This is a genomic window from Rhodoferax aquaticus (genome assembly GCF_006974105.1).
Lineage (GTDB): Bacteria > Pseudomonadota > Gammaproteobacteria > Burkholderiales > Burkholderiaceae_C > Allorhodoferax > Allorhodoferax aquaticus_A.
Map to the genome: position 1 here is coordinate 1,886,565 of NZ_CP036282.1, position 26,180 is coordinate 1,912,744.

The following is a 26,180-nucleotide window of genomic DNA, read 5'->3' on the forward strand; positions in this document are numbered from 1 at the left end:
GCCCCCTGATCAAGACATACAGTGATATTTGTCACGGAAATCAGCGGCCAATGTAACCGAACTTCAGTGCGCAAGGGGGCAAAAAAAGACCCGTAAGCGCAGCCTATCGTGCCTGGTATGGATGTCTGCACACTTTGGTGGCGTCAGTACTTGAAGCATTACGCCGTTGCATCCTCTTTCGGTTGCCCAAGGGACTTGAGAACATCCCTGACCATTTGGGTACGGTCTGTGGTTTTGGGGAGTTCGCGTTCGATGCGTAGCTTTTCATTGCCCGCCAGCTTGATGTGTTTGTTTTTCTGAATCAGCTCAATGATGCGCATCGGGTCCACGGGCGGATTCTTCTTAAACGTAATGGTGATGACCCCGGGCGCGGCATCCACCTTCACAACGCCATAGGGTTTGGCAATCACCCGCAAGCGGTGCACATCAATCAGTGTCTGCGCTTGGGCGGGGAGCTTGCCAAAGCGGTCTACGATTTCTTCCAGCAGCGCGTCAATTTGGTTGGAGTTTTTGGCAGTTGCCAGCTTTTTGTAGAAGCTCAGGCGCAGGTGCACATCACCACAGTAGTCATCCGGCAGCAGGGCCGGCGCGTGCAAATTAATGTCGGTGGTGACATTCAAGGGACTTAGCAAATCCGGCTCAATGCCCGCTTTGAGACAGCGCACGGCTTCACTCAGCATTTCGTTGTAAAGCTGAAAGCCTACTTCCAGCATGTTGCCGCTTTGGCTTTCGCCCAACACCTCGCCCGCACCACGAATTTCCAGATCGTGCATGGCCAGGTAAAAGCCGCTGCCCAGTTCTTCCATGGCTTGAATAGCGTCTAAGCGCTGGGTCGCTTGTTTGGTCAAGCCTTCGAGGTCAGGCACCATCAAGTACGCATAGGCTTGGTGGTGGCTGCGGCCCACACGGCCCCGCAACTGGTGCAACTGTGCCAAGCCAAATTTATCGGCCCGACTCATCACAATGGTGTTGGCGGTAGGGACGTCAATCCCGGTTTCGATGATGGTGGAGCACAGCAGCAAGTTGCTGCGCTGTGCCACGAAGTCGCGCATCACAGCTTCAAGTTGGCGCTCCGGCATTTGGCCATGCGCAACCGCAATGCGCGCTTCAGGCAACAGTTCTTCTAACTTCGCGCGGCGGTTTTCGATGGTTTCCACTTCGTTGTGCAAGAAATACACTTGCCCGCCGCGCTTGAGCTCACGCAGCACGGCTTCGCGGATCACGCCGTTACCTTCGGTGCGCACAAAGGTTTTGATGGCCAAACGGCGTTGTGGTGCGGTGGCAATCACACTCAAGTCGCGCAGGCCTTCCAAGGCCATTCCTAAGGTTCGGGGAATAGGGGTGGCTGTCAGCGTGAGCACATCCACCTCGGCACGCAAAGCCTTCATTTGCTCCTTGTGGCGCACGCCAAAGCGGTGCTCCTCGTCGATGATCAATAGCCCCAAATTCTTGAATTTGGTGGACTCGCTCAACAGTTTGTGGGTGCCCACCACGATATCGACCGTACCGTCGGCCACACCCTTGAGTGCCGCCGTGATTTCTTTGCCTGAGCGAAAGCGGCTCATCTCAGCCACTTTCACCGGCCACTTGCTAAAGCGATCTGACAGGGTTTGGAAGTGCTGCTCAGCCAGCAGCGTGGTGGGCGCCAACAGCGCCACTTGCTTGCCACCGGTGACCGCCACAAAGGCGGCACGCAGCGCGACCTCCGTTTTGCCAAAGCCCACATCACCGCAGACCAGCCGGTCCATGGGGCGGGGGCTGATCATGTCTTGGATGACGGCGTGGATGGCGGCCGCTTGGTCTGGTGTTTCGTCAAAACCAAAGTCATTGGCAAAGGTTTCGTAGTCCGACGGCGAATAGCGGAAAGCGTGCCCTTCGCGGGCGGCGCGCCGCGCATAAATGTTGAGCAATTCCGCCGCGCTGTCGCGCACCTGCTCAGCGGCTTTGCGTTTTGCTTTTTCCCATTGGCCAGACCCGAGCTTGTGCAAGGGGGCTTCGTCCGCACTCACGCCGGTGTAGCGGCTGATGAGCTGCAGCTGGCTCACGGGCACATACAGTGTGGCTTGGTCGGCGTATTCCAAATGCAAGAACTCTTGCAGCTCCGGCTCGCCTTGTGCGTTGCGCTGGCCTAGGTCCAGATTGATCAAGCCACGGTAGCGCCCGATGCCGTGGGCCGAATGCACCACCGGGTCACCCAGGTTGAGTTCACTCAGGTCTTTGATGAGCGCTTCTACATCGCTCACCTGCTCTTGTTTTTTGCGACGGCGGGTGCTTGGGCCTGCCGCAAACAGCTCAGTCTCCGTAATCAGGTCAATGCCAACTTCCAGCCAGCTAAAGCCAGTGGTGAGCGCCGCTGTGGCAATGCCGGTTTTCTCGTCGCTGGCCAAGAATTCGTCGAGCGAATCAAACGCTGGCGGGCTCACGTTAGAGGCGCGCAAAAAGTCCAACAGGCTTTCACGCCGCCCCGCGCTTTCCGCCAGGATCAGCACACGGTGCTGGGTATTGGCCGCGTGGGCTTTCAAGCGCGCCAGCGGGTCTTCTGTGCCGCGCAGTACCGTGAGTTCTGGCAGGGGAGCGAACTCGGCGAACACATCTTCGCTCTGGGCTTTGATGGCCAGCTGGGCATGCGCGTTGGCGCGCCCGTAAAACTGCTCGATGGTCAAAAACAGAGATTCGGGCGGCAGCACCGGGCGCTCTGGGTCCGTTTGCACCAAGCGGTAGCGGTCTTTGGTGTCTTGCCAAAAGTGCTGGAAGGCAGGCTCCAGCTCCCCATGCAAGACCACGGTGGCGTCTGCACCCACATAGTCAAAGACGGTGGCTGTATCGTCAAAGAACAATGGCAGGTAGTACTCAATGCCTGCCGTGGCCACGCCATTGCCCATGTCTTTGTAGATGCGACTGCGCGTAGGGTCTCCATCCAATAGTTCGCGCCAGCGGCTGCGGAACTTGGCCCTGGCATCGTCGTCCATGGGGAATTCTCGGCCCGGTAACAGCCGCACTTCGGGCACTGGGTACAAGCTGCGCTGGCTGTCGGGGTCAAAGGTGCGGATGCTGTCGATCTCGTCGTCAAACAAATCAACCCGGTAAGGTACCAAGCTCCCCATGGGGAAGAGGTCTATCAACCCCCCGCGCACCGCATACTCGCCAGGGCTCACCACCTGGGTGACATGGCTGTAGCCTGCCAAAGTGAGTTGGCCTTTGAGTTTGGCTTCGTCCAGCTTTTGCTTGACCTTGAACTGGAAGGTGTAGCCCGCCAAAAAGCTTGGGGGCGCCACCCGGTACAGCGCGGTGGTCGCAGGCACGATGACCACGTCTGCTCCATTTTCCTTGTCGCGCTGGCTGATGCGCCACAGGGTGGCCAAGCGCTCACTGATCAGGTCTTGGTGTGGGGAAAACGTGTCGTAGGGCAGGGTCTCCCAGTCGGGGAACAGGGCACAACGCAGGTCGGGGGCAAAAAACGCGATTTCATCCAGCAAACGCTGCGCATCCAGAGCATTGGCCGTGACAACCGCCATGGGTTTGCCCGCTGCCTTTTCACGTTGGCCCAAGCGCGCAAGCAGCAATGCGTCTGCAGAGCCACTGGGTTTGGGAAGGGTGAAGCGCTTGCTTTGCTGTAGTTTGGGTAAATCCATGGATGGCTTTGGCGCAGTGCAAGCAACCATTGGCGTTGCTTGGGTGCAGGTTTTAGTTGGCTTGGTGCGTTCGATTTTAGAATGGCACGCGCACCATGACTGACACAACTCCCATATCCTTGAAAAACACCCCGCCTCCCGCGCGCCTTTGGGCGCTAATTCCTTGTGCAGGCACCGGCTCCCGCTCCGGCGCTAGTGGCCCCAAGCAGTACCAAAGCGTTGCGGGCAAGCCCATGGTGTTGCACACCTTGCAAGCGTTCGCGGATGTGCCCCGCTTGGCGGGTGTGCTGGTGGTGGTGTCTGCGGGCGATACGTTTTTTGAATCAGTAAATGCTCCTGTATTGGTAGCGGCTTGTGGCGGTTCTACAAGGGCTGCAAGCGTTTTTAATGGTTTGCAGGCCTTGCTAGACCAAGGCGCCGACGCCCAAGACTGGGTACTGGTACACGATGCCGCACGCTGCTTGCTCACTCAGCAACAGGTTGATCATTTGATCGACCAGTGCTTACCTGATGCCGTGGGTGGACTCTTGGCACTCAAGCTGCCCGACACCTTGAAGCGCGAAGAAGGCGGGCGCGTGGCGGGCACGGTAGACCGTGCAGACAAATGGTTGGCCCAAACGCCACAAATGTTTCGCTTAGGTGCCTTGCAAAGCGCATTGCTAGCCGCGGGAGACGCAGTAACCGACGAGTCCAGCGCCATGGAGTGGGTGGGTCAGCGGCCCTTGCTGGTGGAGGGCAGTGCCCAAAATTTCAAGGTGACCTACCGCCAAGACTTCGCGCTGGCTGAAGCCATTTTGCGAGCCCGCACACTGTCGGCCACCAGCTAGAGCCGATTCGGTCTAGATTAATAGACAGGCGCAACTAGAGTTTGCTGCATTATTGATAGCTGCTTGCGCAGTATCCATGAGCGAAAGCGGCATATTTTCCCGTATTGGCGTGGGAAAACCCTAGGCGATTTGTGGGCGCTGGCGTCGTCTTGCCCTAGCCAAAGCCTCTACCATGCTGCTTGGTAACCCATTGGTATTGAAATAGGACAGAAGAAAAGCATGAAACTGCGTATTGGTGAGGGCTGGGATGTGCACGCTTTGGTCGAGGGGCGCAAGCTCATCTTGGGTGGCATAGAGATTCCACACAGCAAGGGCTTGTTAGGCCATTCCGATGCGGACGCTTTGCTGCACGCCATTACCGATGCACTCTTGGGCGCTGCCGCGCTGGGCGACATCGGTACCCATTTTCCCGACACAGCCGCCCAGTTCAAAGGCGCAGATTCGAGCGTGTTGTTGGCCGAGGCGGCCCGACTAGTGCGTGCCAAGGGCTACAACATTGGCAATGTGGACAGCACGGTCATTGCGCAAGCCCCTAAGCTGGCACCGCATATTGGCGCGATGCGGGCACGTATTGCCCAAGTTCTAGGCGTAGAGCTTGACCAAGTTAACGTGAAAGCCAAAACTGCAGAAAAAATGGGTCCTGTGGGCCTAGGGCAGGCCATGGAGGCCCGTGCCGTTGTGCTACTGCATTGATGCCGCGACGTGCTCCCGTTGAGCGTCGTACGTCACTTTGAGAGTTTTTAGTTTTAGCCTGTAACCCACCATGACCCCAAACTCCGACCACACCACTGCTGAACCCGGCATGCACTCTGGTGCTGCTGTGACTACGGCGCACCCCCACTTACTGCAGCCCCTGGATCTGGGGTTCACCACCTTACGCAACCGCGTGATCATGGGTTCTATGCACACGGGCTTGGAAGACCGTTTCTACAACTATGGCAAGTTGGCCCAGTACTTCAGAGAGCGGGCCAAGGGCGGGGTCGGCTTGATCGTTACAGGCGGAATTTCGCCCAATCGGCAAGGCTGGTTACTTCCTTTTGGCGGCACCATGAACTCTGTGCTGGATGTAGGCAATCACCGCAAGGTGACGCGTGCGGTGCATGAAGAGGGTGGCAAGATCGTGATGCAGATCTTGCATGCGGGGCGTTATGGCTACCAGCCATTCGTAGTCTCAGCATCCGCCAAAAAGTCACCCATTTCGCCGTTCAAGCCCAGAGCCTTAAGCGAGCGGGGTATCCAATCGACGATTAAAGACTACGTTCGATGCGCCGTACTTGCGCAAAAAGCGGGCTATGACGGCGTTGAGATCATGGGCAGCGAAGGCTATTTGCTCAACCAGTTTTTATGTGCCCGCACCAATGCGCGCAAAGACCAGTGGGGCGGCAGCATTGAAAACCGCATGCGCTTGGCCGTAGAAGTGGTTCGCCAAGTACGTAAGGCCGTAGGCATCAACTTCATCATCATGTACCGGCATTCCGTCCTAGACTTGGTGGAAGGTGGCAATACCTGGGACGAAGTAGTGCAGGTGGCGCAGGCGCTGGAAAAAGCGGGCGTCACCTTGTTTAACACAGGCTACGGCTGGCATGAAGCCCGGGTCCCCACTATCGTGACATCGGTGCCTCGGGCTGCGTTTGCCAGCGTTGCGGCACGCTTACGCCAATCCGTGTCCGTGCCTGTGGCCGCGTCGAATCGCATCAACATGCCGGATGAAGCGGAGGCCATGATTGCCAACGGCGACGTTGACATGGTGTCTATGGCCCGGCCATTTTTGGCTGACGCTGACTGGGTCCATAAAGTCAAGGAAGGGCGCGCAAATGAAATCAACACGTGCATCGCTTGCAACCAAGCCTGTTTAGATCACACGTTTGCGAACAAGCGGGCTAGCTGTTTGGTGAATCCGCGTGCCGCGCATGAGACCGAGCTGGTTTACCGCAAGGCGCGTGCGACCAAGCGTGTTGCCGTCGTCGGCGCCGGCCCTGCGGGGCTGTCCGCTGCCACGGTAGCGGCGGAGTGCGGCCATGATGTGACCTTGTTCGACGGGAGTGACAGCATTGGCGGGCAATTCAAGGTCGCTATGAAGGTGCCTGGCAAAGAAGAGTTCGCTCAGACTCTGCGCTATTTTTCCAAGCGGCTAGAAGTCACTGGAGTGAACGTGCAGCTCAACCAACGCGTGCAACGCGAGGACTTGCTCAACCAAGGCTTTGATCACGTGATCGTGGCCACTGGCATTACGCCACGCACACCGCACATCGAAGGTGTTCAACATAGCAAGGTTGTCTCCTACCTAGATGTGCTGCAGCGCAAAGTACAGGTGGGCAAGCGCGTGGCCATCATTGGTGCTGGAGGTATTGGTTTTGATGTGGCTGAGTTTTTGTTGCACAACCCGGTGTTCCCGCTGCCCTTGGAAACCTCGCACTGGTGTGATGACTGGGGCGTGGATATTCGTTCTGAGCACCCTGGTGGCTTGTACCCCCCAGAGCTTGCTACCCCGCCTGCCGAGCCGTATCGCCAATTGCACTTGTTGCAACGCAAGGCGGGGCGTCCGGGCGCTGGGCTTGGCAAAACATCTGGCTGGGTGCACCGTGCAGTGTTGCAACGTAACCACGTCAAGATGTGGTCTGACGTTCAGTACCGCCGGATTGACGATGCAGGCTTGCACATCACGGTGGCGGGGGAGGAACGCCTGCTGCATGTGGACCACATTGTGCTGTGTGCCGGCCAAGAGTCGTTGGCTGAACTAATGCCTGCCAAAAAACCGAAAAAGAAGTCAGGTATGCCCCAGTTTCATTGCATTGGGGGCGCAGCCCTTGCGGCTGAGCTAGACGCCAAGCGTGCCATTCGCGAAGGCGCTGAGCTCGCAGCGCGCTTGTAGTCTAGACCTTGGGGGCTTGTTGCAGCTTGAAGTTGGCCGACAGCCCCCCCATGCTGGAAATTGCCAAAGAAAACCCACCGCCCATGCGCTGAAGGGTCTTCTCCACAATGGCGAGTCCAAGGCCTGCGCCGTTGGCTGCCGTGCGGGCAGTTTCCCCGCGGAAAAACGGTTTGCTGAGGTTGGCGAGTTGGTCTGGCGCCACGCCAATGCCGTGGTCACGGATTTTGACAAGCACCCAGTTGTTGCTGGCGACTGCAGCGATGTCGATGTTAGCGATGCCTGAGTCGGATGACTTGCCATAGCGCCGCGCATTTTCCAAAAGGTTGCTGATGATGCGGCCCAATTCCACTTCATCGGCCATGACCATCAGGTTACGGTCTACCTTGACGCTGATATTGACGTCGGGTTGATTGCGCAAGGAGTAGACGCAGGAGTCCACCACACTGATGAGCGATACGCGCGCCAGTTCTACCCTGTCGGGGCGGGCATAGTCCAAAAACTTGTCGATGATGGCGTCCAGTTGCGCAATGTCCGCCGCCATGTGCGCGCGCGCAGTCAGATCACTCACACTGAGTTCTGTTTCCAGTCGCAACCGTGCCAGAGGGGTACGTAAATCATGAGATATACCCGCCAACATAAGGGCCCGGTCGTGCTCTACCTTGGCTAAGCTTTGGGCCATGCGGTTAAAGCCAATGTTGACATCCCTGATCTCGGCCGTTTGAACAGTTTCGTCCAAGCGGCTTGCGCCAAAGTCGCCTTCACGCATGCGGCTGGCTGCAAATGACAGTTTTTTGAGCGGCCGGTTAATCAGCCTCGCGATCAGTGCCGCGCCACACAGCGACAGTGCCCCTGCGACAGCCAGCCAAATAATCCAAGTCTTGCCAGTGGTTGGGCCAAAGCGCGCCAAGTCCGTTAACAGCCAATACGGATCTCCCGCAATGTCAAAACCAATCCACAGGCCCGGCTGTTGGTTGACGCGGCTGGCGATGACGGTGCTTTTGCCCAAGCGCTTGATGAGCTCTTGGGTAACCTCTTTGCTTAAAGTGTCTCCAGAGAACGGGACATACTGGTCGTTGGCCTCGCGTGGGATGATGCGCAGACCTTCTTCTGTATTCATGGTCTTGAGCAAGGCGACCCGTCCAATGCTGTCGGCGTAGACCAAAGCAGCGCGGCTGAGGTTCACCTGGGAAGCCAGCTGCTGCGCGGTTTGCACGGCCCGAGGTTCAAACTCCAAGGCCCGCAAGGTTTGCAGCCAAGCCGCTATGCTGCCCAAAAGCAGCAATGCGAGCAAAAAGAAAGTGCGCCAAAACAGACTGAGGCTCGTGAGCCGATGGCTCGCAGATGCGACTGGTGGCACCTCCAGAGGAGAGACCGCACTGCCCTCGAACTCAGTGAATCGCGACTCCAGCAGCTGAGATTTTCTGGCCATCAAGTCGGCTCATCGGGAATGAATACATAGCCTACGCCCCAGACGGTTTGAATAAACCGGGGCGCGGCTGGATCGGTTTCTATCAGCTTGCGCAGGCGAGACACCTGCACGTCCAAGCTGCGGTCAAAGGGTTCGAACTCACGGCCGCGGGACAGTTGGGCCAGCTTTTCACGCGACAAGGCGGCGCGGGGGTGGCGTACCAGAACTTTCAGCATCGCAAACTCACCGCTGGTGAGCATGAGCTGTTCACCGTTCCTATGCAAAGTACGCGCGCCCAAATCGAATACGAATGGGCCAAAACGCGCGACCTCGTTGTCAGGCGAAGGTGCACCTGGCGCTTCCAATACCGGGCGGCGGCGCAGCACAGCATGGATGCGGGCAAGCAGCTCACGGGGGTTAAACGGTTTTGCCAAGTAATCGTCGGCACCTACTTCCAGCCCCACAATTCGGTCTACATCTTCCCCTTTGGCTGTCAGCATGATGATGGGCGTGAGGTCGTTAGCAGCCCGCAAGCGCCGGCAAATAGACAGGCCATCTTCGCCCGGCATCATCAAGTCCAGCACGATCAGGTCGGCGGTGTCGCGGGTCATGGTGCGAGTGAGTGCACGCCCGTCTTCGGCCAAGAGGACTTCAAATCCTTCTTGGGTGAGGTAGCGCTTCAAGAGTTCACGGATGCGGGTGTCATCGTCAACCACAAGAATCTTGTTGGTGCGGGGCGTGGTGTTCTGCATAGTGCTTTTTAATTTGTAACAAACGCGATTTTCGTAGGCTGTGGAAGAAACAGCTGTGTGAAATGGTGAGTTTGACAAAGTGTTACACGTTTCTGAGGCTTAATTGCCTCTAATTCGCGTGTTTGTGTGCACTTCGTCTCACTCCATTACGTTGCATTCACATGTTCAAAAAGCACTTGATTTTTCTCCTTTTGGGCGGTGGCGTTGGGCTGGCGCATGCCCATCATGATGGAACTTTTCACTCCGAGGGCTACTCCGACACCTTGGACGTCAGTGTTGAAAGCGCAACAGTGCGACTACGGCGTGCCGACGTTCGCGAAGCCGCGCAAAGCACTTTGCGTGCAACGCCGCAGGCAGAGACTGCTTCCAAGCCAGCCTTGTCTGCGCATGCCAAGGGTGCCCTGCGCGAGCAGCTGAGTAAGTTGCGCTGATCGCTGGCTGTAGTGGCTGGTGCATTCCATAGTGAGTTGTTTTTATTGGGAGATTGGGTTTGAAAAGTGCTATTAAAGTGGTAGCTGCTTGCGCAGCATTGGTGAGCGCTAACGCTGTGTTTGCGCAAAATTCAACAACCCCAGAGCCGCGTAACGTGGTGCAGCTCAGTGCAATGGCCACGGTGGAGCTTCAGCAAGACTTGCTCACCTTGACCTTGTCCAGCACCAAAGAGGGGGTGGACGCCAATGCGGTCCAAGCTAGTTTGCGCCAGGCGGTAGACGCTGCCCTGGCGGAGGCCAAAAAGGCAGCGCTGCCCACCGGCATGGAGGTGCGTACGGGTGCATTTGGGCTACAAGCGCGCTATGGCCGCGACGGCAAGATCAACGGCTGGCAAGGCAGTGCCGAACTGGTCTTGGAAGGCCGTGACTTTGGGCGCATTGCAAGCACAGCAGGCAAGGTTCAGACAATGACGGTGCGCAACCTGGGCTTTAGCCTGAGTCGCGAATCGCGCGCCAAAGCCGAGTCTGAAGCGCAAGACATAGCCATTGATAGCTTTAAGGCCAAGGCGACGGAGGTCGCGCGACGCTTTGGATTTGCCGCCTATTCCTTGCGCGAAGTTGCGGTGAACGCCAATGACCAAGGCTACCCCCCCGCACCTCGCATGCAAGCCATGGAGTTCAAAGCCACGGCGGCTGATGCGCCGGTTCCCATGGAGGCTGGCAAGTCGGCTGTGGTCGTGAACGTCTCCGGGACCATACAACTTAAGTAGCTGGTCTTGAGTGTGGGCAAGTTCTGTTAGACCTTGCCCACAATGTGCGCTACATTGGGCTAATGCAAGGAGACTCTTGACATGCCCTCACCAGCGCCCGACATGCAACCCAAGACCCCCTTGGCCGAAATGCACGGTCGCCGTATCCGCCTCATGTTGTGGATTTCTTCGGCACTGTTGGTGCTCTTGGGGGGACTTTGGGGTGTCTACTTTTCGCTCAAGCATGACTGGATCATCGTAGGCCTAGACATTTTTATGGTGGGTCTGGGTTTAGCTAGTGCTGCTCTGACGCACTACAAACATACCCGCGCGGCTTTCTTTTTGATGTTTGCTAGCTTGCTGGTCTTGTTGATAGGTTTGGCTTTGGTCTTTGATGTTCCTAGCCCTGACGCCCCGAGATCGGTGCATAACTTTCTCTTGGTGTTGGCGGTGGCGTCACTGATGGTCTTGCGGGACGAACCTGCAGTTTTGCGCTTCTCAACCACGGGTGCATGTCTCGCTGTTTTTGTGATGTTGGCGAGCACGCAGTTTGGTGTAGCGCCCAGTTATGTGTTGCCAGATAGTGTGCGCGTCGGTGGCACTTGGTTCAACAACATCGGCGCAGCTGTGGGCGTCTACGCGCTGATCCACGTCATGATGGCTGATGTGGAAGAAATCTCCTCGCTTGAAGCGGACTTGCGCAAGAGTTTGGATCGTGACGATTTTTACTTGGTCTACCAACCGCAGGTTACCTCCAGTGGGCAGGTGATAGGTGCTGAAGCCCTGATTCGTTGGCTGCACCCTAAGCTGGGGGTAGTGCCTCCGGGCGAGTTCATTCCGTTGGCGGAGCGCACAGGCGTCATTGTTCCTTTGGGCATGTGGGTGCTCGAACGTGCGTGTGAGCAGTTGGCCATTTGGGCCCAAAATCCTCACACGGCCAAGCTGACTCTCTCCGTCAATGTGAGTGCATTGCAGTTTCGTCAGGCCGGTTTTTTGACAGATACGAAAATTTTGGTATCGGAAACAGGAGTGGACCCGTCACGTCTCAAGCTTGAGCTCACCGAAAGCGCTTTGGTCAAGGACATGGACGACATCGTGCACAAGATGGATGCGCTGAAGTCTGTTGGCATCGGTTTTTCCCTGGACGACTTTGGCACTGGCTATTCCTCACTCAACTACCTCAAACGGCTCCCGCTAGACCAACTCAAAATTGACCAGTCTTTTGTGCGTGATGTGCTCACCGTGCCCAGCGATGCCTCGATTGCACGCATGGTGATTTCATTGGGCAAGAGCATGGGCTTTACCGTGATTGCCGAGGGCGTTGAGACGCAAGGGCAACGTGAGTTTTTGATGCAAAACGGTTGCCACATTTTTCAAGGCTACTTGTTTAGCAAGCCCTTGCAAATCACCCAGTTCGACGCCTATGTCGCCGAGCGCACTGTGGCCTAGTTCCTACTCGTAAAACGCTATATTTTGTATAGCGTAGTATGTTGGCGGGACGAGCGTTAGTGGCAGTTTGGCTTACTGGGCGGTCCAGCCACCGTCCATATTCCACGCCACACCACGCACGTTGTTCGCAGCGGATGAACACAAAAACACGGCGAGGGCGCCCAACTCCTCAGGCGTGGTGAATTGGAGTGATGGCTCCTTTTCACCCAGGAGCAGCTTCGTAGCTTGCTCGTTGCTCACGCCCAAGGCGGCCGCTTTCGCGTCCACTTGCTTTTGCACCAAGGGTGTCAGCACCCAGCCGGGGCAGATCGCATTGCAGGTCACACCGGTGGTGGCATTTTCCAGCGCGGTCACTTTGGTGAGACCAACCACACCATGTTTTGCTGCCACATAGGCTGATTTTTCGGCCGAGGCAACCAGGCCATGCACCGACGCCACATTGATGATGCGGCCCCAGTTCTTGGCCAGCATGGTGGGCAAAGCGGCACGCGTGGCATGGAACGCACTGGAGAGGTTGATCGCCAAAATCGCGTCCCAACGGTCTACTGGGAAATTCTCAATCCGCGCCACATGCTGAATGCCCGCGTTGTTCACCAAGATGTCCAGGCTGCCAAAGGTGGTGTGCGCGTGTTGCACCATGTCGGCAATCTCGGTGGGCTTGCTCATGTCGGCGCCGTGGTAGCTCACTTGCACGCCCAAAGCCTTGATCTCAGCCAGTGGCCCCTCCACATCTCCAAAGCCATTGAGCACGATGTTGGCGCCTTGTGCTGCGAGCGATTTTGCAATGCCTAAACCAATGCCGCTGGTGGAGCCGGTGACCAACGCTGTCTTGCCTTTTAACATGCTGAGCCTTTCAAAGTGGTGGGGTGTTTCAATTACGATGTGTGCATTATCAAACCACGCTGAAAACCATGGCTGACCCCAAGCTGAACTACCTGCAATGCGCCGACGCCAGCGCAGGGCATCGCATGGCCTATTGGGACTGGGGCGACCCGCAAGCCCAGCATGTAGTGGTGTGTGTGCATGGGCTTGCGCGCCAAGCGCGTGACTTTGATGTTTTGGCCCAAAGCCTGCTGCGTCAAGCCACCGAGCCATTGCGCGTAATTTGCCCAGACGTGGTGGGGCGCGGCCAAAGCGACTGGCTGGCTGACCCCATGGCCTATCAAATCCCTACCTATGTTGGCGACATGCTGGCCCTGTTGGCAGAGCTCAAGCTCACGCAGGTCGATTGGGTGGGCACTAGCATGGGCGGCTTGATTGGCTTGGTGCTGGCGGCGCATGCGGCGTCGGTAGGCGCACGTGTGAACAAGCTGGTACTCAACGATGTGGGGCCGGTCGTGCAGTGGGCGGCGATTACCCGCATAGCGGCTTACCTAGGCAAAGGCGCGCAGTACAGTTCATTGGAAGAAGCTGCGCAGGCTTTGTTGCTGCGTTCTGCGAGTTTTGGCCCGCACACGCCCGAGCAGTGGCTGGAACTGTCGCGCGCCATGGTGAAGCCCGTGGCCGGTCAGGCAGGCATGCTGCAACTGCATTACGACCCCGCCATTGCTATCCCGGTTGCCGCCGTAACGCCTGAGGCTGCAGCCCAAGGTGAGGCGCTGATGTGGCAGATCTACGATAGTTTGACCATGCCCACCTTGCTGTTGCGTGGTGCGGATTCGGATCTGCTGAGTGTGGAGACCGCGCACGCCATGGCACAGCGTGGCCCCAAGGCAAAGGTGGTGGAGTTTGCTGGTGTGGGCCACGCGCCTACGCTAGTAGCCCCAGACCAAGTGGCTGCAGTGGCTGGCTTCTTGCTTGACAGTGAGGAGGCTAGGCGCGCTGCCTAGAAGCCTGCGCCCACCCCATTCGCCACCCCGTGAGAAGTGCATGAAAAGTTTATACGCCGATCAGTCTGTGCAGGCCACGCCGCCAGTGATCGCTGCCACCGCTGATAGTCTGCCTGAGCAGGCGGGTGCGCTGGCCCGTGCGCGGGCCTTTGCTGAGCCTCTGCTTGCGTGTGAGTCCTTGGACACCGGTGAAAACATCTTGGCCCATGCCGATGCAGTTGCCACCATTTTGAAGTCCATCGGTGGCTCCGAGGCCATGCAAGCGGCCAGCTACTTGGTCTATGCCTGTGACCATCTGAACAAGCCACACGAGGTGATATCGAAGGGCTTTGGTGCCAATTTTGCAGACCTGGCGCTGGAGACCACCAAGCTGGTGCGCGTGCAACGCATGGCGCGCATTGCGCAGAACTCCGCCAGCCGCACGAACGTGCCCATGGCGCAAACCGCCGCCACGCAAACCGAGAGCGTGCGCAAGATGCTCTTGGCCTTTTCCCGCGACCTGCGGGTGGTCATGCTGCGTTTGGCCTCGCGCTTGCAAACCTTGCGCTACTACGCGCACACCAAGCTGCCTGTGCCCCAAGGCGTAGCCAGCGAAGCCTTGCAAGTCTTCGCCCCCTTGGCCAATCGCCTGGGTATCTGGGAAATCAAGTGGGAGATGGAAGACCTGTCCTTCCGCTTTCTGGAGCCCGATACGTACAAGCAAGTGGCCAAGCTCTTGGATGAAAAGCGCACCGAGCGTGAAACCTCGGTGGAAAACCTGCGCCAACAGGTCGCTGCTGAGCTTGCGAAGCAAGGCATCCATGCCACAGTGCAGGGGCGGCCCAAGCACATCTACAGCATTGTCAAAAAGATGCGGGGCAAGTCACTCGGTTTTGAGCAGGTGTACGACATTCGGGCCCTGCGCGTGGTGGTACCTAGCGTGCCAGATTGCTACGCCGCGCTGAGTTGGGTACACAGCCAGTTTGTGCCGGTCACCGACGAGTTTGACGACTACATTGCCCGGCCCAAGGCCAATGGCTACCAGTCTTTGCATACCGTGGTGCGCGACACCAGTGGCAAGCCGATTGAGATCCAGCTGCGCACGCAGGCCATGCACGACCACGCGGAGCACGGTGTTGCCGCCCACTGGGCCTACAAGGAGGCGGGCGCTAAGGGGTATGGCGGTGGGGTTTCGGCCACGGGCGCCTACGACGCCAAGATTGCAGTGCTGCGCCAGTTGCTGGCGTGGGAGCGCGACCTCAGTGGTGAGCAAGGCGCAGGTGTGTTTGATGACCGCATTTACGTGCTCACGCCCGACGCCGCCGTGGTGGAGTTGCCCCAAGGCGCCACCGCCGTAGACTTTGCCTACAGTGTGCACACCAACTTGGGCCACCGCTGCCGTGGTGCGCGGGTAGACGGCGCCATGGTGCCCCTGAATACTCCTTTGAAGAACGGGCAAACCGTTGAGGTGACAGCAGCCAAAGAAGGCGGCCCCTCGCGAGACTGGCTGAACCCCGAGCTGGGATTTTTGGCCAGCCACCGCGCGCGCGCCAAGGTGCGCGCCTGGTTCAACGCCTTGGCCATGGGGGAGACGGTGGCCAAAGGGCGCGAGGCGGTAGAACGGCTGTTGCAGCGCGAAGGCAAAACCTCCGTCAAGTTAGAAGACTTGGCCTCCCAGCTGGGCTTTAACTCAGCCGATGACTTGTTTGAAGTGGTGGGCAAAGACGAGTTCTCTTTGCGCAACATCGAAATCGTGTTGCGCCCGCCCGAGCCCGTGCAAACGCAAGACGAGGTCATGCAGCTGAAAAAGCCGCGTGCGAGCCACAACTCTGGCAAGGGCGGTGTGCTGGTGGTGGGGGTGGACTCGCTCATGACTCAGCTGGCCAACTGCTGCAAGCCTGCACCTCCCGACCTGATCAGCGGCTTTGTCACCCGGGGCAAGGGCGTGAGTGTGCACCGCGCGGACTGTTCCAACCTGCGCAATATGGTTACGCGCAGTGGGGATAGGGTGATTGACGTGGCCTGGGGGACCGAGCCCAACCGCAGCACTGCGGTTTACCCGGTGGATGTGGCGGTCGAGGCCGTAGACCGTCAAGGCCTGCTGCGCGACATTTCTGAAGTGTTTGCCAAAGAAAAAATGAACGTCATTGGTGTCCAAACCCAATCCGTCAAAGGCACGGCGTGGATGACGTTCACGGTGGAAGTCTCAGAGTCTGGGCGCTTGACCAAGGTACTGAGCATCGTGGGTGAGCTGCATGGCGTGCGCAGCGCTCGCAGGCGCTAATGCGGCTTAGACCGCAAGCACCTCTCCCGACCAACTTCCTCCATTGGTAGGCGCAGCTTTGCGCGCGATCACTAGGTAAGCACCTGGGCCAGGGGCTTTGGCAACGCATTCGCCGGTGGGAGCCCAAAAGGCGCTTTGCCCCGCCGTGACATAGCCCCCAGAGTTGCCTCCGTGGTTGGCCATAAGGGTGCCCATACGGTGGCGTATGGCATAGCTTTGCATGGCAGGCGCATTAGCCGCATAGCCATTGGTGGACTCCAGTACACCCGCTAAATACAGCGTGGCACCAGCTTGTGCGGCCAGCGCAGGGTGTTGGGCATGGGTAATGTCGGCACACACGCCTTGGCCAATGCGCTCACCCAGGTAAGCAAAGGTTTGGCTGGGCGTCGGCTTGGCGATGGTAGGCGCGTGGGGGCAAGGGGACGCAAAAGCGTCCTCACCAGGGTGCAGATGCTGCTTGCGGTAGACACTGTGGGTTCCGTCTGGAAAGAAAGTAATGGCTCCAATGGCCGGCTTCAACGTGTCGTTAGGCACTGGCGCGCCCACGATGACTACCATGCCCGTGGCGCGCACCTTGTCACGCAAGGGCGCTAAGCGGGCATCTTGTGGTGTGACTGTGCAAGTGGCCACATGGGTCGGTTCATAGCCCGACAAAGATAGCTCTGGAAACAGCAGCACCTGCACGCCTGCGGAGTGGGCCACATCGACAAAGCGCAAATGGGTCGCCAAGTTGGCAAGGATGTCACCAGGAGCAGACGCAGTTTGGGCGGCCGCGAGCGTGATAGAAAAAGCTGAGGTGGAGGGCATAAGGATGGGGGTGACGCATTTCTGCGTGCAGGGCAACAGGGGGCGTGGTGGCTAGGGACAATGCCTACTTGCAGGAAATCATAGCGGTGTTCTAATGCTACGCTATTGATAGCTGCTTGTGCGGCTACTGCGGCGGCTAACCACACACTGCATGAACCCATGATCCAAGACGACGCGATTCCCATGCTTGAACCCGTGCGCTTGCCGGCGCATATCAAAGCATTGGTGGTTGATGACGATGGCTTTCAGCAAGCACTGGTGTCTGATGTGCTGCATAGCTTGCAGATTGACGATGTCACCGTCGCGTCCAGTGGTGCGAGCGCAGTGACTCTGCTGAATACGGCTAGTCCACCGTTTAACCTCTTGGTGTTAGACCTGTGTATGCCGGGCATGGACGGGTTTCAGTTCATGGACACAGTTGCTAAGCTGGGCTACATGGGCGCCCTGCTGATTGTGTCGGGCCAAAAGGCGGAAGTGGTGCGTGCCGCATCAATGGTTGCGCAGTGGCGCTGCTTCCATTTTTTAGGCGCTTTGTCCAAGCCGTTGATCAAGCAAGACTTGGAACGCGTCATTGCACAGGCCCAAGCGGCTCGGTAGGGCTGGCCTTTCGTAGCTTCGGCTAGTGTGAAAACACAAGCATGGACGCACTGCCCACCGCTATGTACTGACCAGTGAAGTGAAGGCGGTGGCCATCCACTGCAAAGACGGTCACGTTGTCTCCTTGCTTGTTGTGGCACACGTATAAATAGCGTCCACTGGGGTCTAGCGTGCAGCTGCGGGGAAAGCTGCCCCGCGTCCATTCCTCGCCCAAGCAGCTGGGTGCTCCTGTGGAAGCGTCCAGCTCAAAGATGGCGATGGAGTCATGCAAGCGGTTTAACACCACAAAGTGCGAACCACTCGGCAGCATTTGAATGTTAGACGCAAAGCTAGTCCCCTTAAAGCCAGCTGGCAAGGTGCTGGTTTCGCTGACCCAAGTCAACTGCCCAGTGCCGGGGTCAAAAGTGAAAAATGCAACGGTGGACGCTTCCTCGTTCACGACGTACAGCCAACGCCCGTTCGCGTGAAAAATAAAGTGCCGCGCACCTGAACTCTCCGTCACGCAGGCGGATGTGGGGGCACTTAAAGCCCCTGTGTCACGGTCAAAGCGGTAGGCGATCACGCGGTCTAAGCCCAGGTCGGTTACCAGTACAAAGTTGCCGCTAGGGTCGGCCTGCACCATATGGGCGTGGGGGCCGTCATGGTCGCTCAATGCAAAGCCCTCATGGTCCAAAGCGGCTTGCGGCACCACATTGGCGCCGGGCGCGCAGGGAGTCGCGCCACAACAGAGTGCGTTGGGGTACACCCTAGCGGGGCGATGGCTGTCAAAGTGACCATCGGCCCGCAGGGCGATCACACTGACATCGCCGCTCACGTAATTGGCGGTGAACAAGTAGCGACCTTCGGGGTGCACGCTGATATAGGCGGGGTTCTTGCCACCGCAATCCACCTCGGCCAAAAACTGCAAAGCGCCATTCGGACCCATGGCATAAGCGCTGACAGAACCACTGGTGTTGGGCCCCGTCAACCCGTCAAACTCATTGGCCACATACAGCACTGCAAGTGCCGTATTGGGGTGCCGCGCCAGAGTGGCTGGGTTGCGGTCGGCGTAGGCAGGCGCATTGCTGTTGTCATGCAATGCGGCGACTGGGGCATTGGGCAATCGTTGCAGGGCGCCTGTGTCTGGGTCTACGGCAAATTGGTGCACGCCAGAGCCGACGCCTCCGCGCCACGGCTTGCCTCCGTCTGTGTAGGTGCCGACATAGGCAAACAAGGGTCTCGTTGGAGTCGGAGAGATGGCGTTAGGCATGCAAGACACAGATGGGTAGGTAGAAAATCCCTTCAATGCTACCAATTGCATAGCTGGTATCGCTTTGCTGGTGAGCGCAAGGGGCCTATTCGCCGTATTTTAGGCCCCTGCCAGCAGAAGCAAACCGTCGCTACCCTAGAGCCCTAACCAGCTGCGTGCCAAGGTGAAGCCTTGCACGCCCATTGCCCATACCAGTTGGCCAAATGCAGCGGTGTAGGCGATGGCCGCAAGCCCCACGATCAGCGAACCCAAGCATGCCAAACCGTCTTTGAACATCCAAGCCAAGCAAAGAAACACCAAGCTCAGACTCGGTAGAACATTGCCCAAGGGCAGTGGTAGAAAAATAATGGCCGCCATGGCGGCTATCCAGAAGGCCCACCCCATGGCCCACCGAGAATGAAACACGCTAGGCCAGCGTGGGTGCAGCCAGCGGTCCGCCCGCGTATACAGGGTAGCCATAAACCGCAAGACACGTTCGCTCCACTGGGGGCTCAGCGCAATATGGTTGAGTGATTTTTCGAAGGGCAGGCCGGGACGGTGCAGGCCACCGATGGCCCAGCGCCATGCAATGGCAAAGATGGCAAAGCTCAAGATAGTGCCTACCCCAGCCACGGGGACCACGGTGAGCACCGATAGCACCAGAAGCACCACGACCAAAGAAGCGTCGCCGTGCAAACGCAAAAGCGCCTGGAGGGTCACCGGGTCCGGGGTGTAGCCCTGCAGCCGCGCGCGGCGGCGACGTGCCAACGCGCGCAGGAACGACACACTCAACGTGGATTGGGTGCTTGACATGGGCATCAACCGTAGCGTGGTCTGGGGGAGCGTCGGCGCAGTCTTCCCAGAAGGAAAACACCAAGGCCAGCCAGCACCAGCAGTGCCACCAGGCCCAAGCCCCAAATGACCCACAGCACAGGTGCTACCCACGCGAGCAGCGGCAAAATCCAGGGCATCAGTGCGGCCGCTAGGTCCAGGGCCCAGACCACGCTTGCGCGCAAGGTTTCTGCCAAGGCCGGGTCTATCCACAAGGCCACCCACGGTGGCATAGGCCACTGGCCCAAAGCGTATAGCCCACCTGGCAATTGCCCGCCTTGGCTGGCCAACCAATCGGCGACTGCGGCTGACAGTGCGATGAATGCCGTCCACACAAGCGCTAACAAACCCGTACCGATGAGAATTACGATTTTCATGGGCCGATTATCTGTGTGGCCCACTGCGGGGTGTTTTTTAAGGCGCCAAAGGGCTCACCTTGCATGAGGCCATGTTGTGTGGATAGCCAGCTGGCGCATGCGCCTTAGGCGCTGAGTCTTTGCGAGGCCCACAGCACTTGTTCCACCACGGCTTGCACACCCTTGCGTTGAGCTTCTACTTGCAAGTTGCCACTGGCGTCGAAAGCCTCGCCAGCCCGACCCAGCGCATACTGTTTGGGGCAGACCCAGCATTCCAAGCCTTGAAGCAATGGATTCAAATGGCTGAGTGAACGCAGTCCACCCAAGGCGCCGGGTGATGCGCTCAGCAGCCCCAGCACTTTGCCCGCAAACGGCAGTTGGCTGTTGCCCCAGACGGGGTGGCCTTTGACGGGGCTGGACGCCCAGTCCAATGTGTTTTTCATGAGGCCGGTGTAGCTGCCGTTGTACTCGGGGGAGCACACAATCCAAGCGGGGTGCGCGTGCATGATTTCCTTGAGGCGAATTACATCAGCAGGTGTCCCGCTGGCTTCTAGGTCTGCGTTGTAGAGTGGGATGTCCAGCGACGACAGCTCCAATTCGGTGACCTCTGCACCCAAGGTCTGCGCTATCGCGGCGCTGGCATGGGCCAAGCGGCGGTTCAAGGAATGTTGGCGTGTGCTGCCTGCAAAAACGAGTAATTTGGTCATGGTGTTGTTGGTGCTGCGCCCGTGGGGAGGCCAGTAGTGACGGGTTGATAAATGGGAGTGCCCTGTCGAACAGGGGGCGAATCATAGCTTTGTTGGGCTTTTTCAAACGCATGCGTAGCCCCACTCCTGAACACCGCTTTTCACGCTGTTTTGGCTTTTCACAAAGACGCCAACATGCGATACTGAAATGTGATTGTGTGTACGCGTGCGTGCTCTAACCAGACCCAACACCTCCATGAATTCTGATTTTGAATTGCTTTTGGCCGAGTTAATGGCCGAGTTTTTGGACGAGCTTCCCAGCCGATGCAATGACCTTGAGCAAGCAGTGTTTGCTCTGGAAACGCAGCAAGCGGGAGCATTTGACGAGTTGTTTCGGCAAGTGCACAGCTTGAAAGGTACGGGGGGCGGTGTGGGCATCCCCATCATCACGACGGTTTGCCACCAGTTAGAGAGCTTTATTGCTGAATGCAAGCAGCACTTTGACCACGCGGCGGCCAGCACTGCGTTGGCTTTCGTGGACCTTTTGCGCAAAACCCATGCGCCTGAGGGGCGCGAGCCCACTGCCGTGGCTGAGATTGAGCAAGCCTTGGACCAACTGCGCGTCAAAAGTCTGCGGGGGCGCACCAGTGTGCTGCTGGTGGAGCCCTCTCAGACGCTGCGCAATTTGTACGAAAAAGAGTTGGCAAGCGCTGCAACCCAAGTCAAAGTCTTGAAGGGTGGCTTGGATGCGCTGCAACGCTTGCTTCAGGAACCCTTTGACTTGTTGGTCATCTCGCGGGAGCTGCCAGATCTCAACGCCTTAGCGGTCGTGGCTGCCTTGCGGGAGGCCCGCTGCCGCAACAGTGAAATTCCGGTGGTTCTGGTCAGCAGCAACGCCGCGCCGGTCGCGGCCAGTTTCGGATTTAGGGCGACGTTGGGGCGCAATGTAAATCTGATCCCAGAGTTGAATCGGCACATTGCCAGTTTGGAGCCCAAACCTGCCGCCAAGACCCACAAGCGCGGGAGTCATTAGCCCTAGACCCATGCCGCAGCGCGGAACTGCCCGGGCGTGGTGCCCGTCCAGTTTCTAAAAGCGCGGATGAAAGAGTTGCCGTCTTGAAAGCCCAGTAGCCATGACACCTCGCCCGGGGTAATGGTGCTTTGGCGCAGGTAGTGCTCGGCCAAGCGCTGGCGGGTGTTACTCAGCACCTCTTGGAAACTGCTGCCTTCGTCGCTGAGTTGGCGCTGCAGCGTGCGGCGGCTGGTCAACAGTTTGTCGGCCACCTCTTCAACGCTGCTGCGCCCGCTAGGCAAGAGCTCCAAGAGTGCGCTGTGCACCCGCTCCACGGTAGTGGCTTGCGCGTCCAGAGCGGCGAGTCGCTTGCGCAGCGTGGGCTCAAAACTTTCCCACATGCCACTGTCTTCTGTCAAAAATGGGTGCTTGGCATCTTCTGCGCTGAAGGTGATGCGGTTGTGCGTGCTTGGCTGCGGCGAGCAGCCAAAGAAAGCTTCTAAAGGAACAAGGTTGCTTGGTAGCTGCGTGATTTCGACGCGCAAGGGTGTAATGTGTTTGCGCGTGGCCAAGCGTGCTAGCTGGGTAAAGAACACCATCTCGGTGATCGCCAAGCTGCGCGGAAGGGCGCCTGTGTGGCCATAGCAGTCCAGCGCCACACTGGTGCATGCCGGGGTGCTTTGCACGTCCAAAATCATGGGGCCTATGAGCCGCTTGAAGTCGGACAGGCGCACCAAGGCAGTGGCCAGGTTGGGGGCGCACAAGCTGGCGAAAATGGGCGGGTCAAAGGCTTCCACCGAAATGGCCTGCCCAAACTTCAAAGGCAGCTCTTCCCCCCCAGCCACTTGCTCCATGCCCGTCCACAGCCTGAAGAAATCTTCGGGGCTTAGTGTCGCACCGGGCCTTGTAAACAAGTCAGCAGGCAGCTGCGCCCATGCCAACACTTCGGCCAAATTCAGACCCATGTCGGCCATCAGCAGCTTCCAGCCGCGCAGGACGACGAATTTGCTGGCGTGTTTCAAGGTGTACTCCGTTTGGGTAGGTGCAGGGCCTTATTTGACTTGGCTCATCAGCGCCATGTCAAACAGGCGATCGCCGAACCATTTGCGCATGAACATCAAGGGTTTGGCCATTTTGCCTGCCACATATCGCGTCTTGGGCCGTGGCGAGGCTATCGCCTGAGAAATCACTTGCGAAATCACGGATGCGGGGGACGATGCATGGGGCTTGCTGTAGGCGTCACGCGTGGCTTGGGCCATGCTTCGGGCCAGCTTGGCATAGGGGCCGCTGCCAGAGCGCTTGAGCATGGGGTCCACCGCTACGTCACCAAACTCGGTAGCAATCACGCCGGGCTCGATGATGACTACCTGAATACCATGCGGGGCCAACTCTAGGCGCAGGCAATCGCTCCAGCCCTCCAGCGCGTGTTTGGTCGCGTGGTACCAGCTGCCCAAAGGCGTGTACATCTTGCCGCCCATGGAGGAGATGTTGATGACCTTGCCGGCTTTCTGACTGCGCATATAGGGCAATACCAGCTGTGTCATGCGGGCCAGGCCAAAGAGGTTGACCTCAAACTGGTAGCGGGCATCTTGCAAGCTGGTGTCTTCCATGGCGCCGTACATGCCAAAGCCAGCGTTGTTGACCAAAACGTCTACACCGCCGTGGGCCGCCGCGATGGTGGCAATGGCCGCTTGCATTTGCGCTTCGTCAGTCACGTCCATTTTGAGCGGGTGAGCGCCCAAGGACTTGAGGTCTTGCATGAGCTCTAGCCGCCGGGCTGCGGTGTAAACCACGTGGCCTTGCGTAAGTAGGTGCTTGGCTTGGGGTTTGCGGGTGTTGGACATGGCGGCGATCTTTCTGAAGGGCAGTTGATGTTGCGATGGGATGAATCGTAGGAGGTCACCGCCCTGGAGTCACTCGCAAAGCGTGCCAAGCTGCATGCAAACTGCGCCTAAGCCTGACGCATGGATCAAGGCGTCGCAGGTTTGAACTCCACGCGCACAAAGCCCTCGCTCGCCGCCTGTACCAAGCGCACTGCCACGCGGGTGAAGGTCAGGCCCTCTTCGGTCACGGTTTCACTCGTCAAAACAAATGGTTGCGACGCTGTGACGGTAGCCATCAGGTGTTCGCGCTTTTGCCCAAAGTCGATGGTGTTGTCGGGAAGCAGCTTGACTTGGCCCGTGCTGATGATGGCTGTCTCAAATGTTTGCGGGGATTGGAAGCGAAATGCATCCTCAATGGCAATTTTGGCCTCTGGCGCCCGTGTATGTTGCGCAGTGCGCTCTAGTTTTTGTAGCATGGGAAGCGTGTAGGCGGGTTTCATGTCAATGCGCACCATGCTGCCCTGCGCATCCAGGTGCTGCGCCAACATGGGCGCTTGTACCTTGGTGGATTCTTGCTGTAACTGCCCACCGACAACGGGCACGGGGTGCCCCCAGGAGTTGATGCCGCGAATGGTGAAGCGCTCTTTGCTAAAGGTTTTGGACGAATACACCGTGGCACCTGCATCGCCCACCGGTTGCTCGGCGCCTAGGGCGATGGAGTAGGACCCCACGTCGTTATGGCTGTGGTTGCCATTGCCCCCTGCTTTGATCGCAAAACCTAGTGACTCCCCCGGCCCGGGGCGCGAGACCAAAACGCCCACCGAAGTGAATAAGGTGTGCAGCCCCATGGACTCCCTGCTTAAAGCCGAGGTGGATGGCACCAGCGCGGGCTGGGCAAAAAGCTTCAAAGAGGCCAGCACCAAGGGGCTGGAGTTGGCCGGTGCACTTGCGCCAATGGGCTGAGTGGCCAGCGTTTGGGGCTGGCCCAGTTGCAATGCTTGGTTGGCGTAAGCGCGGGTGAAGTCGTCCATGCGGGTGCTGCGCCCCGCGTCGCCAAACAAGGCCACCTGGCCGGGCGCCATCTCGTAGCGGTAGCCATACAAGGCAATCTCGCGCACCTTGTCGGGGGCAAACAAATCCAGCTGGCCTTGCGTCGCTTGCATTAACAACTCGCGCAATTCCACAAAGTGCGAGAAGCCATAGTTCCAATACCCCGGCCCCTCTAGCGCATAGCCATCGGACGGAAACCCAGACAGGTAGCGCTGGATGTAGTGCTCGGCCCCAGCCACAAACACCGCGCGGTCTTCCTTGCCTGCCAGCACAGCCAAGGCTGCACCGGTCACGCCTTTGAGGCAGACCGCATTCCAGTTGTGGTCGGCCTGCAACCACCAATGGTCTTTGCCACCCTTCACATAGCTGCGCCGCACAGGGTCCAGCACACGTTGTACGATGGCTTGGCGCACCGCAGCCTGCGTTGTAGCGTCTAACTTGCTGCCCAGCATGTACAAGGCTTGGCCCAGTTCGTGGGCCGTATCAGCAGCCATCAGGTCCACCTCGTAGTGGTGGTCGCGAAAGCTGCGCAGGGTTTTGTCATGCGCCGCCCAGGTCCACGTAGGCTGGCTTGTGAGCGCTTGTAGCAAGCGTGTGATCGCGGGCAAAAACCGTCCCTGCCATTGGGCGCATTCGGCCAGCACCAGCACATGCAGGCCTGCCTTGCGTGCATTCATCATGCGCTCGCCGTTTCCGCGCACGCCATTGCGGGAGTATTCCAAGTACGCGGCGTCGTCCCATGCGGGCACGGGCTGGTCGGCAAGCTTGGGCGCTGCTTTTGTGATCTCTTGCAAACGCGCCTGCACGTCGGCACGCTCCCACGCCGAGCGGTCTGCACAGGTGGGGCCGGTGCCTGAAGGGGTGTCTGCGAGCCAAGGAGTCAGCGCTTTAACGCGCTCAGGCTTGATCTCAGGAAATTCAGCAGCGGATGCACCTATAACGTAAGAGCAGGCAAGCACCCAAGCGAAGACGCGCAGCCTAACTGTTGTGCCCATAGCTGGCTCCTAGGACACGCTGATGCCAAGTGTTCGCAGGATGTGCGCCCAATGCTGTGGCTCCACGGGCGTGATGGACAGCCGGCTGCCTTTCTTCAAAACCAGCATGTCACTCAGCGCCGCGTCGGCACGCATTTGGGGCAGGGTGAAGTTGCGGGTTTTGTGCAGCACTTGCACATCGACCAGCAGCCAGCGCGGGGCGTCGGGTTTGCTGGCCGCGTCAAAGTAGGTTGATGCGGGGTCAAATTGCGTGGGGTCCACTGTGACGCCGCTGGCCACCCGCGCAATGCCGACGATGCCCGGCTCCGCGCAGCTGGAGTGGTAGAACAGCACACCGTCGCCCAGCTGCATGCCGTCTCGCATGAAGTTGCGGGCCTGGTAGTTGCGAACACCGGTCCACCCCACGGTGGCATTGGGCATGGCCAACACATCGTCAATGGAGGCCTCTGCGGGCTCGGCTTTCATTAGCCAGTAGTTGGTCATGGGGCAAGGCGGGTATGGTTGACACGAGTCAAGCGCTACGCGTTCCCGAGCGCCTGATTCCGATGGAACGCGATAGGATTTAGCAATAGGCTTAAAACTC

General features: G+C 58.5%; 23 protein-coding genes. 10 read left to right on the top strand and 13 right to left on the bottom strand.

The annotated features are described in order from the left end of the window. Nucleotides 1-158: 158 nt before the first annotated feature. Nucleotides 159-3,632 carry a transcription-repair coupling factor gene (gene mfd / locus EXZ61_RS08820; RefSeq protein WP_142811007.1) on the bottom strand — a complete coding sequence of 1,158 codons (3,474 nt, stop codon included), beginning with the start codon at nucleotides 3,630-3,632 and terminating at the stop codon, nucleotides 159-161. Between the two features lie 95 nt (nucleotides 3,633-3,727). Here mfd and ispD point away from each other — a divergent pair, with 95 nt between their 5' ends. The 3 genes from ispD (at nucleotide 3,728) to EXZ61_RS08835 (ending at nucleotide 7,331) form a co-directional block, all read left to right on the top strand. After that, nucleotides 3,728-4,459 (top strand): 2-C-methyl-D-erythritol 4-phosphate cytidylyltransferase, encoded by a 732-nt coding sequence (gene ispD / locus EXZ61_RS08825; protein ID WP_142811009.1) that lies wholly within the window; start codon nucleotides 3,728-3,730, stop codon nucleotides 4,457-4,459. Nucleotides 4,460-4,678: 219 nt separating this feature from the next. Further along, entirely contained in the window at nucleotides 4,679-5,152 is a 474-nt protein-coding gene (ispF, locus tag EXZ61_RS08830) for a 2-C-methyl-D-erythritol 2,4-cyclodiphosphate synthase (RefSeq protein WP_142811011.1), read from the top strand. Nucleotides 5,153-5,261: 109 nt separating this feature from the next. After that, complete coding sequence (locus EXZ61_RS08835; RefSeq protein WP_142814176.1) at nucleotides 5,262-7,331, top strand: NADPH-dependent 2,4-dienoyl-CoA reductase; 2,070 nt, start codon at nucleotides 5,262-5,264, stop codon at nucleotides 7,329-7,331. 1 nt (nucleotide 7,332) lies between these two features. On the opposite strand, the gene EXZ61_RS08840 is transcribed toward EXZ61_RS08835, so the two are convergent. Continuing rightward, entirely contained in the window at nucleotides 7,333-8,760 is a 1,428-nt protein-coding gene (locus EXZ61_RS08840; protein ID WP_142811013.1) for an ATP-binding protein, read from the bottom strand. Then, entirely contained in the window at nucleotides 8,760-9,491 is a 732-nt protein-coding gene (ompR, locus tag EXZ61_RS08845; protein ID WP_142811015.1) for an osmolarity response regulator transcription factor OmpR, read from the bottom strand. Before ompR ends, EXZ61_RS08840 begins: the two co-directional genes overlap by 1 nt. Before the next feature lie 161 nt (nucleotides 9,492-9,652). Here ompR and EXZ61_RS08850 point away from each other — a divergent pair, with 161 nt between their 5' ends. From EXZ61_RS08850 to EXZ61_RS08860, 3 genes are all read left to right on the top strand, one after another. Next, the gene (locus EXZ61_RS08850; RefSeq protein WP_142811017.1) at nucleotides 9,653-9,922 is read left to right on the top strand and encodes a hypothetical protein; all 270 of its coding nucleotides are present in this window, start codon (nucleotides 9,653-9,655) and stop codon (nucleotides 9,920-9,922) included. Nucleotides 9,923-9,981: 59 nt separating this feature from the next. Then, nucleotides 9,982-10,692: an SIMPL domain-containing protein gene (locus tag EXZ61_RS08855; RefSeq protein ID WP_142811019.1), complete on the top strand. Its 711-nt coding sequence runs from the start codon at nucleotides 9,982-9,984 to the stop codon at nucleotides 10,690-10,692. 81 nt (nucleotides 10,693-10,773) lie between these two features. Beyond that, the gene (locus EXZ61_RS08860) at nucleotides 10,774-12,120 is read left to right on the top strand and encodes a putative bifunctional diguanylate cyclase/phosphodiesterase (protein ID WP_142811021.1); all 1,347 of its coding nucleotides are present in this window, start codon (nucleotides 10,774-10,776) and stop codon (nucleotides 12,118-12,120) included. A 72-nt stretch (nucleotides 12,121-12,192) separates the two neighbouring features. Here EXZ61_RS08860 and EXZ61_RS08865 read toward each other — a convergent pair whose 3' ends face one another. Then, nucleotides 12,193-12,963 (bottom strand): 3-hydroxybutyrate dehydrogenase, encoded by a 771-nt coding sequence (locus EXZ61_RS08865; protein WP_142811024.1) that lies wholly within the window; start codon nucleotides 12,961-12,963, stop codon nucleotides 12,193-12,195. 68 nt (nucleotides 12,964-13,031) lie between these two features. Here EXZ61_RS08865 and EXZ61_RS08870 point away from each other — a divergent pair, with 68 nt between their 5' ends. Then, nucleotides 13,032-13,949, top strand: a complete 918-nt coding sequence (locus EXZ61_RS08870) for an alpha/beta fold hydrolase (RefSeq protein WP_142811026.1) — start codon at nucleotides 13,032-13,034, stop codon at nucleotides 13,947-13,949. A 40-nt stretch (nucleotides 13,950-13,989) separates the two neighbouring features. Further along, a complete protein-coding gene (locus tag EXZ61_RS08875; protein WP_142811028.1) occupies nucleotides 13,990-16,212 on the top strand; it encodes a RelA/SpoT family protein in 2,223 nt (740 codons plus the stop codon). Nucleotides 16,213-16,218: 6 nt separating this feature from the next. Here the strand turns inward: EXZ61_RS08875 and EXZ61_RS08880 are convergent, their stop codons facing one another. Beyond that, nucleotides 16,219-17,019, bottom strand: coding sequence for a carbon-nitrogen hydrolase family protein (locus EXZ61_RS08880; RefSeq protein ID WP_142811030.1), 801 nt, complete (start codon nucleotides 17,017-17,019; stop codon nucleotides 16,219-16,221). Between the two features lie 159 nt (nucleotides 17,020-17,178). On the opposite strand from EXZ61_RS08880, the gene EXZ61_RS08885 reads away from it, so the two are divergent. Continuing rightward, the gene (locus EXZ61_RS08885; protein ID WP_142811031.1) at nucleotides 17,179-17,616 is read left to right on the top strand and encodes a response regulator; all 438 of its coding nucleotides are present in this window, start codon (nucleotides 17,179-17,181) and stop codon (nucleotides 17,614-17,616) included. Between the two features lie 22 nt (nucleotides 17,617-17,638). On the opposite strand, the gene EXZ61_RS08890 is transcribed toward EXZ61_RS08885, so the two are convergent. The 4 genes from EXZ61_RS08890 to EXZ61_RS08905 form a co-directional block, all read right to left on the bottom strand. Further along, the gene (locus EXZ61_RS08890) at nucleotides 17,639-18,865 is read right to left on the bottom strand and encodes a lactonase family protein (protein ID WP_237219131.1); all 1,227 of its coding nucleotides are present in this window, start codon (nucleotides 18,863-18,865) and stop codon (nucleotides 17,639-17,641) included. Nucleotides 18,866-19,000: 135 nt separating this feature from the next. Beyond that, complete coding sequence (locus tag EXZ61_RS08895) at nucleotides 19,001-19,657, bottom strand: exopolysaccharide biosynthesis protein (RefSeq protein ID WP_168224728.1); 657 nt, start codon at nucleotides 19,655-19,657, stop codon at nucleotides 19,001-19,003. Nucleotides 19,658-19,662: 5 nt separating this feature from the next. Continuing rightward, complete coding sequence (locus EXZ61_RS08900) at nucleotides 19,663-20,052, bottom strand: hypothetical protein (protein ID WP_142811037.1); 390 nt, start codon at nucleotides 20,050-20,052, stop codon at nucleotides 19,663-19,665. Nucleotides 20,053-20,156: 104 nt separating this feature from the next. Continuing rightward, nucleotides 20,157-20,738, bottom strand: coding sequence for an NADPH-dependent FMN reductase (locus EXZ61_RS08905; protein WP_142811039.1), 582 nt, complete (start codon nucleotides 20,736-20,738; stop codon nucleotides 20,157-20,159). 235 nt (nucleotides 20,739-20,973) lie between these two features. On the opposite strand from EXZ61_RS08905, the gene EXZ61_RS08910 reads away from it, so the two are divergent. Further along, a complete protein-coding gene (locus tag EXZ61_RS08910) occupies nucleotides 20,974-21,750 on the top strand; it encodes a hybrid sensor histidine kinase/response regulator (protein WP_142811041.1) in 777 nt (258 codons plus the stop codon). 2 nt (nucleotides 21,751-21,752) lie between these two features. On the opposite strand, the gene EXZ61_RS08915 is transcribed toward EXZ61_RS08910, so the two are convergent. From EXZ61_RS08915 to EXZ61_RS08930, 4 genes are all read right to left on the bottom strand, one after another. Next, a complete protein-coding gene (locus tag EXZ61_RS08915; RefSeq protein ID WP_142811043.1) occupies nucleotides 21,753-22,751 on the bottom strand; it encodes an AraC family transcriptional regulator in 999 nt (332 codons plus the stop codon). A 30-nt stretch (nucleotides 22,752-22,781) separates the two neighbouring features. Continuing rightward, nucleotides 22,782-23,573: an oxidoreductase gene (locus EXZ61_RS08920; RefSeq protein ID WP_142811045.1), complete on the bottom strand. Its 792-nt coding sequence runs from the start codon at nucleotides 23,571-23,573 to the stop codon at nucleotides 22,782-22,784. A 125-nt stretch (nucleotides 23,574-23,698) separates the two neighbouring features. Continuing rightward, a complete protein-coding gene (locus tag EXZ61_RS08925; protein WP_142811047.1) occupies nucleotides 23,699-25,597 on the bottom strand; it encodes a hypothetical protein in 1,899 nt (632 codons plus the stop codon). 9 nt (nucleotides 25,598-25,606) lie between these two features. Beyond that, nucleotides 25,607-26,080, bottom strand: coding sequence for an EVE domain-containing protein (locus tag EXZ61_RS08930; RefSeq protein ID WP_142811049.1), 474 nt, complete (start codon nucleotides 26,078-26,080; stop codon nucleotides 25,607-25,609). Between the last annotated feature and the right edge of the window lie 100 nt (nucleotides 26,081-26,180).